Annotated in this window: 10 protein-coding genes; 2 read left to right on the top strand and 8 right to left on the bottom strand. The window is 39.4% G+C overall.

Annotated features, from left to right (window positions below; translation table 11 throughout):
* Positions 1–27: 27 nt before the first annotated feature.
* The 8 genes from gpmI to V7137_RS06960 form a co-directional block, all read right to left on the bottom strand.
* Positions 28–1,560: a 2,3-bisphosphoglycerate-independent phosphoglycerate mutase gene (gene gpmI / locus V7137_RS06995; protein ID WP_335697411.1), complete on the bottom strand. Its 1,533-nt coding sequence runs from the start codon at positions 1,558–1,560 to the stop codon at positions 28–30.
* A complete protein-coding gene (gene tpiA / locus V7137_RS06990) occupies positions 1,553–2,314 on the bottom strand; it encodes a triose-phosphate isomerase (RefSeq protein ID WP_335697410.1) in 762 nt (253 codons plus the stop codon). Before tpiA ends, gpmI begins: the two co-directional genes overlap by 8 nt.
* A gap of 176 nt (positions 2,315–2,490) precedes the next feature.
* On the bottom strand, positions 2,491–3,675 hold the full coding sequence (locus tag V7137_RS06985; RefSeq protein ID WP_335697409.1) for a phosphoglycerate kinase: 1,185 nt from the start codon (positions 3,673–3,675) through the stop codon (positions 2,491–2,493).
* A 173-nt stretch (positions 3,676–3,848) separates the two neighbouring features.
* Positions 3,849–4,856 carry a type I glyceraldehyde-3-phosphate dehydrogenase gene (gap, locus tag V7137_RS06980; protein WP_335697408.1) on the bottom strand — a complete coding sequence of 336 codons (1,008 nt, stop codon included), beginning with the start codon at positions 4,854–4,856 and terminating at the stop codon, positions 3,849–3,851.
* A gap of 53 nt (positions 4,857–4,909) precedes the next feature.
* Positions 4,910–5,932, bottom strand: a complete 1,023-nt coding sequence (locus V7137_RS06975; RefSeq protein WP_335697407.1) for a sugar-binding transcriptional regulator — start codon at positions 5,930–5,932, stop codon at positions 4,910–4,912.
* Between the two features lie 128 nt (positions 5,933–6,060).
* Entirely contained in the window at positions 6,061–6,345 is a 285-nt protein-coding gene (locus tag V7137_RS06970) for a glutaredoxin family protein (RefSeq protein ID WP_374226315.1), read from the bottom strand.
* Complete coding sequence (rpoN, locus tag V7137_RS06965) at positions 6,338–7,660, bottom strand: RNA polymerase factor sigma-54 (RefSeq protein WP_335697406.1); 1,323 nt, start codon at positions 7,658–7,660, stop codon at positions 6,338–6,340. The genes V7137_RS06970 and rpoN overlap by 8 nt, the downstream gene beginning before the upstream one ends.
* Before the next feature lie 417 nt (positions 7,661–8,077).
* Positions 8,078–9,373, bottom strand: coding sequence for a hypothetical protein (locus V7137_RS06960; RefSeq protein WP_335697405.1), 1,296 nt, complete (start codon positions 9,371–9,373; stop codon positions 8,078–8,080).
* 617 nt (positions 9,374–9,990) lie between these two features.
* Here V7137_RS06960 and V7137_RS06955 point away from each other — a divergent pair.
* Together V7137_RS06955 and argH are read left to right on the top strand one after the other, a co-directional pair.
* Positions 9,991–11,559 (top strand): APC family permease, encoded by a 1,569-nt coding sequence (locus V7137_RS06955; protein WP_335697404.1) that lies wholly within the window; start codon positions 9,991–9,993, stop codon positions 11,557–11,559.
* 33 nt (positions 11,560–11,592) lie between these two features.
* Positions 11,593–12,849: argininosuccinate lyase (gene argH, locus V7137_RS06950; RefSeq protein ID WP_335697403.1), on the top strand; the 1,257-nt coding region annotated here is incomplete at its 3' end.

Below are 12,849 nucleotides of genomic sequence, written 5' to 3'. Positions count from 1 at the left end.
CTCCTTAAAATTAAATAATGTTTTGGTCTACTTGATTAACGAACTTCCCGTCATTTCAGCTGGCTTTTCAAGACCTAATAAGTCTAACATAGTTGGCGCTAAATCCCCAAGGATTCCGCCATCACGCAGTTGAATTCCTTGTTTTGTCACAATTACTGGCACAGGATTCGTTGTATGTGCCGTCATTGGTTCGCCTTCAAGTGTAATTACTTCATCGGCATTCCCATGGTCAGCAGTAATAATGGCAGAACCGCCTTTTTCTAGAATTAAATCAATGATTTTTCCTAAGCATTCATCGACTGTTTCAATCGCTTTAATTGTGGGCTCCAGCATACCTGAATGGCCCACCATGTCAGGGTTCGCGAAGTTTAGTAAAATCGCATCAAATTTATCTGCTTGAATTTCTTTGATGAGTGCGTCAGTGACTTCATATGCACTCATTTCCGGCTGAAGATCGTATGTTGCTACCTTCGGAGAGTTGATTAAGATCCGCTCTTCGCCAGGGAACTTTTCTTCACGGCCGCCGCTCATAAAGAACGTAACATGTGGATATTTTTCTGTTTCAGCAATTCTTAATTGCTTCATGTTGTTTTGAGCCAATACTTCACCTAGTGTGTTATCTAAGTTCGATGGTTTAAAGGCAACATATCCATCCACTGATTCACTGAAGTGGGTTAAGCACACGAAGAATAATTCTTTCGGATGCTTTGGTCCGCGGTCAAAAGAACGGAAGTCATCATTCGTAAACGTATTGGAAATCTGAATGGCCCGGTCTGGACGGAAGTTATAGAAAATAACCGCATCATTGTCCTTGATTGTTGCAACCGGCTGTCCATCTTCTTTTGTAATCACAGATGGGATCACGAATTCATCAAAGATTCCATGTGAATAAGAGTCTTCAACCACGTCTAAAGGGTTTGAGTAGGCAGGGCCCTCGCCATAAACCATAGAACGGTACGATTTTTCGACACGCTCCCAGCGTTTATCACGGTCCATAGAGTAGTATCTCCCTGAGATCGTTGCAAATTCACCTACACCGTATTCCTTCATTTTTTCTAATGTCTCTTGAATATATTTCCTTGCTGTTTTCTGACCTACATCACGGCCGTCAAGGAAAGCATGTACATATACCTTTTCCACGCCTTCTTCTTTTGCCAATTTCAGCAAAGCAAACATATGTTGAATATGGCTATGTACACCACCATCTGACAACAATCCGAACAAATGAAGGGCAGTGCCATTTTTCTTAACGTGCTCCATCGCACCCGTAAAGGTTTCATTTTTTTCAAATTCACCTTCTCGAATCGCTATGTTCACTCTTGTTAAGCTTTGGTAAACAATACGACCAGCACCGATATTCAAGTGTCCTACTTCTGAGTTACCCATTTGTCCTTCTGGAAGGCCTACTGCCTCACCAGAAGCTGTTAAATGAGAGTTAGGATACTCACTCCAAAAGCGGTCAAAATTAGGTTTTTTCGCCTGCGCAACCGCATTTCCTTTTGTTTCGCCCCTGCATCCAAAGCCGTCAAGGATGATAAGAGCAACTGGAGATTTACTCATAGCTGCCTGCCTCCAGTAGTTGTAAGAAAGATTGTGCTTCAAGGCTTGCTCCGCCTACTAATGCACCATCGATATCTGGTTGCGCCATATATTCCTTAATATTTTCTGGTTTCACACTGCCGCCATACTGAATTCGTACAGCATCGGCCACATCTTGCGAGAATTGCTGTGCTACGACCTGACGGATATGCGCACACACTTCATTCGCATCGGCTGAAGTAGAGGATTTCCCTGTACCAATCGCCCAAATTGGTTCGTACGCGATGACAGTTTGCTTTACTTGATCAGCAGATAAGCCTTTTAGAGCTTTTGCCACTTGATCGCCAACTAATTTGTTGGTTTCACCATTTTCACGCTGCTCTAATGTTTCACCACAGCATACGATCGGAGTTAAATTGTATTTAAAGGCTACAATTGCTTTCTTGTTGACTGTTTCATCTGTTTCATTGAACATTTCACGGCGTTCTGAGTGTCCGATGATCACATATTGAACTGCAAGGTCAGCAAGTGCTTTCGGGCTGATTTCGCCTGTAAATGCTCCGCTTTCTTCAAAGTGCATATTTTGAGCACCAATTTTTACATTCGTTCCTTCTGTTACTTCGACGAGACTTTGTAAAAATAAAGCTGGTGCGCAGATTACAGAATCCATTTTTTCTGGGACAGGTACAAGTCCTTTTACTTCCTCAGCAAAGCTTTTTGCTTCAGAAAGTGTTTTGTTCATTTTCCAGTTACCTGCAATAATTGGTTTACGCATACTGGCACATCCTTTCATCTTTCCTACTTTTTGAAAAGGGATTTTTGCAAAATTCACTCCCTTTCCGCGGGCTCGCCCGTGAGCCTCCTCGGTCGTTCCTCCCTGCGGGGTCTCACCTGGCTCACGTTCCCGCAGGAGTGTCGTAAATTTCGCAAAAATCAATTCTTTTAATAAATTTATTTATCGTTCAATGCCACGACTCCTGGTAGGGCTTTGCCTTCCATAAATTCAAGTGACGCGCCGCCGCCTGTGGAGATGTGGCTCATTTTATCTGCTAAATTGAATTTTTCAACGGCTGCTGCAGAATCTCCGCCGCCAATAACTGAATATGTACCTTCTGCTTCAGCAAGTGCTTCTGCGACTGCTTTTGTGCCGCCAGCGAATTTGTCGATTTCAAACACGCCCATTGGTCCATTCCAAATCACTAGTTTTGATTTTTGGATCACATCACGGTAGATTTCAGCCGTTTTTGGTCCAATATCAAGTGCTTCCCAATCCGCTGGAATTTCTTCAATGCCCACTACTTTTGAATTAGCGTCTGCAGAGAAATCATCCGCCACTACAGCATCAACAGGCATATAGAAATTAACACCCTTAGCCTTTGCTTTTTCAATAAATGAGTTTGCAAGATCAATCTTGTCTGCCTCTAGAAGGGATTTCCCTACTTCGTGACCTTGTGCTTTCACGAATGTATAAGCAAGTCCGCCGCCGATGATTAAGTTATCGACTAATTCTAATAGGTTTTCAATAACACCGATCTTGTCCTTTACCTTAGCTCCACCGATAATCGCTGTAAATGGACGCTCAGGATTGGAAATTGCTTTTCCAAGTACATCCAATTCTTTTTCCATTAAAAGTCCGGAAACGGCTGGTAAAATATGTGCAATCCCTTCAGTTGATGCATGGGCACGATGTGCTGCACCAAAGGCATCATTTACATAAACATCCGCCAGTTCAGCAAAAGCTTTTGCCAACTCTGGATCATTCTTCTCTTCACCAGGATAGAAACGAACATTTTCAAGCAGCAGAACATCGCCTTCGGACATGGTTTCAATCAATGCTTTGACCGAATCACCATAAGCTTCATCTGCTTTTTTCACGTCTTTACCAAGCAGTTCAGACAGTCTGACACCGACTGGAGTTAAGCGCATGTCTTCGACTACTTTCCCTTTTGGACGGCCGAAATGGCTGGCTAGAATGACTTTAGCGCCTTGATCTACTAGATATTGAATCGTTGGAAGTGCTGCACGAATCCGCGTTTCATCGGTAATTTTCCCCTCTTGCATTGGAACGTTAAAATCAACCCGGCAAAATACGCGTTTACCTTTTACATCGACATCTTTGAGCGTTTTCTTATTCATAAAGGACCTCCTAAGTATTAAAGCGTAAGCGCCTTGTTAGCGGCGCAGAAGCTAGGCAGTAATCTTATTATAACTAAAAAGGGGAAGGGGGCATATACTCCCCGCTCCCCTTTGGAAAACCTTTGTATTTGTAACGTCTTATGATTGAACTCCAATCATTGTCTGTTTAGATATTAAAGTCCTTTTTTTGCTAGGTAATCTACAAGGTCAACAACGCGGTTAGAGTAACCAACTTCGTTATCGTACCAAGATAATACTTTTACCATGTTGCCTTCAAGAACCATTGTAGATAATGCATCGATTGTTGAAGAAACTGTAGCGCCGTTATAGTCAGTAGATACTAATGGCAGGTCGCTGTAAGCTAAGATGCCTTTTAATGGGCCTTCAGCAGCAGTTTTTAATGCTTGGTTTACTTCTTCAGCTGTAACATCTCTTTCTAATTCTGCTACTAAGTCAACAACAGAAACGTTTGGAGTTGGAACACGCATAGCCATACCGTTTAATTTACCTTTAAGTTCAGGTAAAACAAGAGCGACTGCCTTAGCAGCACCAGTTGAAGTTGGGATCATGTTTTCAGCTGCTGCACGAGCACGGCGGTAGTCCTTGTGTGGTAAGTCAAGGATTTGTTGGTCATTTGTGTATGAGTGAACAGTTGTCATCATTCCACGCTTGATTCCGAATGTATCATTTAATACTTTTGCAAATGGAGCCAGGCAGTTTGTTGTACAAGAAGCGTTAGATAATACGTGGTGGTTATTTGGATCGTATTTATCTTCGTTTACACCCATAACAATTGTGATATCTTCATTGTCTGCTGGAGCAGAGATAATAACTTTTTTAGCTCCTGCTTCAAGGTGTTTTGCAGCATCTTCACGCTTTGTGAAACGGCCTGTTGATTCAACTACAACCTCAACACCAAGATCTCCCCAGCCTAATTGTGCAGGATCGCGCTCTGCGATAACTTTTACTTTATGTCCGCCTACTACTAAGTATTCTCCATCAACTGTAACGTCTTCTGCAAGAGTTCCGTGAACAGTATCATATTTTAAAAGATGTGCAAGCATATTTGCATCTGTTAAGTCATTAATTGCTACGATTTCCACATTGCTGTTGTTTAAAGCCGCACGAAATACGTTACGACCAATACGTCCAAATCCGTTAATACCAACTTTTACTGACATGATAAATTTCCTCCTTTAAATTGGGTAAGGATGTTTTTTATTTTAAAAAGGATTTACCCTTTTAATAACGTTCTTGCTGCACCTTCATCTGTAATTAATATCGTTGATGTCGGCGCTTGTTTTAAATATGCTTTGATGGCTTTTGCCTTCGAGCCCCCACCTGCAACAGCGATGACATTCGGAATGTTGACTAAATCTTCTAACTGCAGCCCAATCGTTAAGACTTTATGAAGGATTTCTCCTTGTTCGTTAAAATAATAGCCAAATGCTTCACCCACAGCTTTTTCATTTTCCAGCTTATGCAAAACTTCAGGGTCCGTTTTGCGTCGCTCAGCCATTGTGATAGCATCCCCAATCCCATGAATAACCATGCTTGCTGATTTTATTAGTTTTAATACTTCATAAATGCCAGGTTCTTTGATAAGCGATTCATAAATATCGGTACTTACCTGGTCAGGTACGTAAAACACTCGATGGTTCGTATGGGTGTTATTCGACATGATCGAGCAAATCGTATTTGCTTGATTGTGAACATCCTCGCCTACTCCGCCCCTAGCCGGGACAAAAAGTATTTCCTTTTGGGAAAGCTCTGGTGAAAGTCTGTCTGCGACAGCAGCCATCGTTGAACCACCAGTTACAGCAATGATATTTTTTCCGCCGAGTAGTTTTTTCATGCACACAGCACTTGCCTTGCCCAGTTCACCTTTAACCATCGGCGATTCATCACTATCTCCAGGCACGATGATGACTTTTTTAATGCCGAGGCGGTGTTTTAATTCCAACTCCATCACATCAATACCTTTTAACTCACGCATAAAACCTTCTAAGTCTTCTAGCAAATTTTTCCCTTCAGGAGTTAAGCTCATTCCCACATTATTTGTGTAAATTAAATCTTGCTCCCTTAAGAATTCTACTTCGCCGCGAAGGACTCTTTCCGTATATCCCAGGCTGACCGCTACACTCCTTCTCCCTACCGGCTGCATAAAACCTATATATCTTAGGATAGAATATCTCTTTTGCAGAACCTGAAGGAGGTCGGGCAATAGTCTTTTCTGGATATCGATAAATGACTGCATGAATCACATGCTCCTTTATTATATGTAGTTGGTCTAAAAATGTCCACCATAGACATATTGTGTCCCACTACATTAAAAAAAAATCACCCTTGCTACGTTTTTCATTGTAACAGGAGTGAAAATCTATTTCAACTATTAAGGTTGGCTTTTTTTTCTTGCAAACGGTTACTTATGTCAAATTTGTTAATGACGCCAAAACCGGCCTCTACCCCATCGATATAAACGACTGGAATCATTAACCCGTATTGTTCGGTTAATTCATCACTGGACTCAATATCAATTTCTTCTAAATTGAAATTCCACTCGTTTTTGAGCTCGAGTAAGGTGTCTTTTGCCTTGTCACAAAGCGGACAACTTTTCCTTGTATATAACGTAATGATTGTTTGCTCCATTATTTTGTTCCTTTCAGTCAAACCTTTTTCTCTTCGCAGAGGATGGAATTCCCAACTGATCCCGGTACTTTGCAATCGTCCTTCTTGAAACCACCATACCTTCCTCTGTTTTTAATTGTTCGACAATATCTTGATCAGAAAGCGGTTTTTGTTTAATCTCATTTTCAATTAACGTCGCAATTTTCTTTTTTACTTGTGTGGATGAGGTATTTTCATCCACCGACACGTTTTGAATCGTACTTGTAAAAAAAGACTTTAATGGAAACGTCCCGTTTGGTGTTTGCACATATTTTTCGCGAACAGCGCGGCTGACGGTAGATTCATGAATATTAAGTTCTCCAGCGATTTCCTTCATAGTCATTGGTACTAGATATTGTGATCCTTTTTGAAAAAATGCAGTCTGCTTTTCAATAATTTTTGCAATCACCCTTGTTAGTGTCTCTTTCCGCTGCTCTATACTTTTTTGAATCCACTGGTAATCCTGCAGTTTATCCTGCAGGAAGCGGCTTACTTGTTGGTCTTGGTCTTTGAATTTATGATAATACTGCTCATTAAGACTTATCCTTGGCAGCGATTCATCCGACATCCTGACGGTTAGTCCCTCGCTCGTTTGCTCGACAATCGCGTCCGGAATAATATAGGTGGTAACTTCTTTGCCTAAAATAGTTCCCGGTTTGGGGTTCAGGGACTGAATTTGGTCAAAGATATTTTGAATATCTTTAAGGGTTACCTTCAATTCCTTGGCAATTGGTTTCCACTTCTTTTCGGCGAATGGAATGAAATAATCAGAGATAATCTTTTGAGCTAATTCATTAGCAGGATCTAGATAATATAGTTGCATCAATAGGCACTCTTGAAGGTCCCTTGCACCAATCCCCGCTGGCTCCAGTGTTTGGATGATGGCTAGGCATTCTTCAGCTACCTCTTCCGATACTCGTAGTTTTTGGGCGATTTCATTAAGGTCGCCACCAAAGTAACCGTTTTCATCCAAATATTGAATGAGAAGACGAATCACACTTAATTGTTCCCCCGATAAATTCGTTAGTTTTAATTGAGAAAGTAAATAATCTTCAAGCGAAAATGGTTTGTCAGCGATTTGTTCAATCCAGTCCTTTTCAGCTTTTTGGTGCTTACTACGATTTCGGTCAATAAGTGGATTCATTGGTTTAATATTGCTATTTTCAATCTGCAATAGGGGATTTTCAAGTGCCTTATCTTCTAAAAAAGCAGTTAACTCCTGGGCAGAGTACTGCAACAATGCAATAGCCTGCGATAACTCTTGCGTCATCGCCAATTTTAATGTTTGCTGTTGCCATAAACCAGCCTTCAAGTTCATTCTGATCCCCCCTGTTTTCTATTTTACACGAAGGAATGAAATTCGGGAATGGAAAATGATAATCAGGTAGCTAAGTGACCATTTTTGATTCATTTAGCATGGTGGATTTACTTGGATTTACTTTTATTTAGATACATTTTTGGTGGTTTTGTGCCATTTTATCAAGGTATTGTGCAATTTCGAGTGAATTTTGTGCCATTTTCGATAGGTTTTGTGTAGTTAGACATTTACTGGAAAAACCAAACTATTTTTCCAATAAAAAAACCCCTGTTAAAAATAACAGGAAGCTTTAATGACGCCCTCGGCAGGAATCGAACCCACATCTCAAGAACCGGAATCTTACGTGCTATTAAGTAATTCTTTCCCTTAATTGTATAAAATAAATTAGCTTTACGGCTATGTTCTTCACCATCCGCTTTATGTTAAACGATATATTTTACTTGGCCTACCACGAGAGGCAGATCCTTCCGAACCCATGTACTCCGCTAAACCCACTTCTGTTAAACTGGTAACCATCCGTCTAACATTTCTCTCATCGAGACGAAGATGGGTAGCTATTTCTTTTGTTGTAAAACCTGTTAAGCCCAATCGTCTTACAATCGCTGCTAGTTTACTATACATTCGAACACTTACATTTCCTTTTTCTAGCTTTTCTAGAAAATCCTTATCTTCAAGTCGATAAGAATAAGACAACTCATCGTCTTTCCCTGCAGATTCGATTACCTGCCCATCCTCCTGGATAATTACAATTCCACGATCCTTCCTTTCTTTGGACCGCTGGATTGCACTAAGAGCATTAACCTCAGCTGCAAAGACTGTTTCTCCATAACCAATTCCAACTGCGATCGTCGACTCGGATTCAAGAGATAGCTGATCCACCGTCTGAACCAGCATGCTAATATTTCGCTCAATGGCACCACGCGAACTAAAAATAACATATCGCCCATTCCCACGCTCCATGAGAGAACCGTCTAAGGACTCACACAACCGAATTAACGATTCCTTAAGACGGGTCTCCAAATACTGTAAACGGTAGGGGCTCCTTGCTTTTTCAGCAATCTTATCAAAATCATTAATATCAATGATTCCCACACCAATTTGAGTATCCTTAAAATAGAAGGCCCTTACCTTTTCCTCCAAAATTCGCATGGTTTGCTGAATTTCAAGACTTGTAGGGGTATACCAGTAGGCTGGAACACCTGCTGCTAGTAAACTTTTATAAACCCCCTCGAAACAAGTTATTGCAACATCAATCTTACCTTCTTCCCATAAGTTTAGGTGATACTTCAGTAACTCGTTTGGATTGGTCTGTATTCCATATCTTTTAATGTAAACATTAGAAACGGGTACATCAATCTGTTCTAATGCTTCTTCTATTTTTGTCTCTTCAAGCTCATCGATACTAACCCTTTCGACGATTACATGGTGGTTAAGAGCCGTCTGCAAAAAACAACGGTAAAGACTTGCTTCTGTATGTTGAATATGTATCAATTGTTCATCAGAATTCATGATTTTTTTTGCAATAATATAGGAAAGCTTACCCGAAAAAAACCAAATATCAACCTGATGATCATTTTCTTTGACGATGGCACCAGTCTCCTGAAAATGGTTGTACGGAAAAGGTAAAAATCGCAAGCTCAAATCCATTTTCTTCGTAAGAGTTAAAATTCGATCTACCGAAGTTTTAGGGCCTACAATTCCAATCTGATACATATGTACCTACCTTCCAGTACCTGATCACTAGGCACTTATCTGTTTTCTTATAGGTTACACGATGATTTTCCCTTTTGTCTAGAACAGTATGCAGCTAACTCAGCTCCTGTATAAAACCAAACCGTGTCAATTGATTTTTTGTCATTTGATGAAACAATTAATCTACCTCTATTTGGAGAAGTCGTAGATTTTTTAAATTTATCATTTCCACCAAGATATAACTTGATAACAGTACTTTACAATTTAAAATTCCTTTCTCTACCACTTGTGAACGAATTCACTTAGCATTCATGGTGTGAATTTTCAAAAAATATATTGCAATATGAAAACAATTAAAATAAAATCTTTTTAGGGTAATTACCTCTTTTTAACCTTAAAACCTATCTACAAATTTTGCTAATCATCGTGGAAGCATCATGGTTAAGCTAAAGTGTCCTAGTTGTTTTTTTATTTGTTAGGATAAAGTTAGCTTATCTAAGTATTACTTAAAAAATTGGAAAGGAGTTATTTATTTTAAGTAAAGTACTAAGCTATTTATGTTTCTAGAGGTCATTTAGAATTTTTATGGTAGTAGTAGGACAAATAATAATATACCCCAATAAGAGAGAGGGAATTTCATGAATCAAGAACAATATTTAAAAAAGAAAATGGGCTTTTGGTCACTTACAGCACTATCTCTTGGAGGAATTATTGGATCAAGCTGGCTTTTTGGACCATGGAATACGGCAAAAATGGCTGGACCTGCAGCTATTATGTCATGGATTATTGCGGCATTCGTTATCACTCTTATTGCCCTTGTTTATGCTGAATTAGGAAGGGTAAGACCAGAAGCAGGAGGGTTGGCCCGTTATCCCCTTTATTCCCACGGGAAATTACTTGGTACCGTGACAAGTTATTCTATTTGGCTTGGCTACTGTGCCACTGCACCCGTGGAATCGTCAGGAGTTATTCAATACGCTAATCAGTTCTGGCCTGGACTATATGATTTAACTAAGGAGCAACTAACTACAACAGGAATTCTGGCATCGACTGTTTTAATGGTATTATTTGTGGTTGTGAACTATTTTGGTGTGAAATTATTTGCTGTCACGAATACCGTTATTACCACGATTAAATTTATCGTACCTCTTCTCACCATTATTGCTTTCTTTATGACAGGTTTTCATGCAGAGAATTATACAAGTCATGGGTTCGCCCCTTATGGATTTGGAGCAGGACTAAGCGCAATCTTAACTAGTGGTATATTTTTTGCCTATACAGGATTTGGGAATGTGATTATGATGGGCGGCGAGGTTAAAAACCCAAGGCGTAATATTCCACTTGCTCTTATCGCATCTCTATCAATTTCTGCTATTTTATATGTTTTACTTCAAATCGTTTTTATTGGGGCCGTTCCACCAGAAATGCTGGCTAACGGTTGGAGTGGAATTAAATTTGACTCTCCATTTGCGAATTTAGCACTTATGGCGAATATGGTTTGGCTATCTTGGACCATTACAGCGGACGCAATGATTTCCCCAACTGGATCAGCGCTTGCTTATACAGCCGGGACTTCAAGACATGTTTTTGCAATGGCGAAAAGTGGATTCCTGCCATCTTATTTCGGATCCATTAATAAAAAATTTGGGGTTCCAACACGTGCACTCACTCTCAACTTCCTTATCGGATTGCTTTTCTTGTTCCCTTTAAAGAGCTGGACTGCGATTGTAGCAATTGTTGGAGCAATTGGGATTTTTAAATACGCTTCAGCATGTGTCACAGTAATGGTTTTTCGTAAGGTTGGTTTGACAAAAGACAACGGTATACTAGGCATGCCTATTATTGCTCCTTTAGCCTTTGTATTTGCTACTTTACTTATCTATTGGACAAACTGGAGCAGAGTTCAACTTGCCATTTGGGGATTAGTGATTGGACTTGCAGGATATTTAATTGTTCATTTTATCAATAAACATAAATCGATAGAAATCTTTGGCGGGATCTATCTTGTTTTTTATATTCTGATGCTCGTTGGGATTTCATCAATCGGAAATTTTGGTGGTAAGGGAATGATTCCAGAGCCCTTTATGTCCGTTATCGTGGCAATAATAGGAATCATTTTTTACTACTTTGCAGTTTATAACGGTATTTGGTATATGCGAAAAAAGGGAAACATTCAAGAATTTCAAGATATGGGAAATGCCGTTTAATAACAATTTCATTTTATAAAAGGAGAATTGCTTATGAAGCTTTGGGGAGGACGTTTTAGAAAAGAAGAAAATAAACTAATGGAGGACTTTAATAGTTCACTTCATGTTGATAAGAGGATTTATTCTGAAGATATTAAAGGCAGTATTGCACATGTAAATATGCTTGCGAAATGTGAATTACTAACAACGGATGAAGGAGAAAGTATTACTAAGTCTCTTCTTTCGATATTGGAAGATATCGAAAGCGGAACATTAGCGATCGAAGGAGATTTTGAAGATATTCATAGTTTTGTTGAAGCAAAGTTAACAGAACGAATAGGGGAAACAGCAAAAAAACTTCATACAGCAAGAAGTCGAAATGACCAAGTTGCTTTAGATATCAGACTTTACGCAAAAAATAAGGCGTTAGAAGTGATCGAGTATATTGATAGGCTGCAAAATAGCCTGAAAGAAAAAGCAAATGCAAACAATGTGATTATGCCAGGATACACCCATTTACAGCGAGCTCAAGTAGTCACTCTTAAGCACCATTTAATGGCCTACTTTAATATGTTGGATCGGGACAGAAAAAGAGTCCTGAATGCGATTGAAATTATGGACGAAAGTCCACTTGGGTGTGGAGCATTGGCAGGAACAACTCATACTATAGACCGAGAAATGACAGCTAAGGAGTTGGGATTTTCAAAACCTGTGTCCAATTTCCTCGATGGAGTTAGTGATAGAGATTATCTATTAGAATTAATGTCTTGTTTTTCGATCATCATGATGCATTTAAGCAGATTAAGTGAGGAACTGATTTTATGGAGTAGTCAAGAGTTTAAATTTATTAGTATTGATGATGCATATTCTACGGGCAGCAGTATTATGCCTCAGAAGAAAAATCCAGACGCAGCAGAGCTTATAAGAGGAAAAACAGGTCGAGTATATGGATCTCTTACTTCACTTTTAACAACGATGAAAGGGTTGCCACTGGCTTACAATAAGGATATGCAGGAAGATAAAGAACCATTTTTTAATACATTGGATACAGTGTTATCATGTCTAGAAATTATGTCTAATATGATTTCTACTATGAAGGTGAATACTGAAAATATGAAAAAAGCTGTGAAATATGGCTTTCTCAATGCAACAGAAGTCGCTGATTATTTAGTTAGCAAAGGGGTTGCATTTAGAGATGCACATAGTATTGTTGGTTCTATTGTCATTTATTGTGAAGATCATAATAAAGGAATAGAAGAGTTGTCTCTTGATGAATTGAAGAACATAAATTCATTAATTGAAGAGGACTTA

The sequence above is a fragment of the Neobacillus drentensis genome (assembly GCF_036962765.1).
Classification (GTDB): Bacteria; Bacillota; Bacilli; order Bacillales; family Cytobacillaceae; genus Neobacillus; species Neobacillus drentensis_C.
This window is presented reverse-complemented; position numbering and strand designations above follow the sequence as displayed.

Excerpts from the sequence above, each read along its gene's own strand:
- gpmI (WP_335697411.1), bottom strand. The coding sequence starts at position 1,560 with ATGAGTAAATCTCCAGTTGCTCTTATCATCCTTGACGGCTTTGGATGC.
- tpiA (WP_335697410.1), bottom strand. The coding sequence starts at position 2,314 with ATGCGTAAACCAATTATTGCAGGTAACTGGAAAATGAACAAAACACTT.
- V7137_RS06985 (WP_335697409.1), bottom strand. The coding sequence starts at position 3,675 with ATGAATAAGAAAACGCTCAAAGATGTCGATGTAAAAGGTAAACGCGTA.
- gap (WP_335697408.1), bottom strand. The coding sequence starts at position 4,856 with ATGTCAGTAAAAGTTGGTATTAACGGATTTGGACGTATTGGTCGTAAC.
- V7137_RS06975 (WP_335697407.1), bottom strand. The coding sequence starts at position 5,932 with ATGCAGTCATTTATCGATATCCAGAAAAGACTATTGCCCGACCTCCTT.
- rpoN (WP_335697406.1), bottom strand. The coding sequence starts at position 7,660 with ATGAACTTGAAGGCTGGTTTATGGCAACAGCAAACATTAAAATTGGCG.
- V7137_RS06960 (WP_335697405.1), bottom strand. The coding sequence starts at position 9,373 with ATGTATCAGATTGGAATTGTAGGCCCTAAAACTTCGGTAGATCGAATT.
- V7137_RS06955 (WP_335697404.1), top strand. The coding sequence starts at position 9,991 with ATGAATCAAGAACAATATTTAAAAAAGAAAATGGGCTTTTGGTCACTT.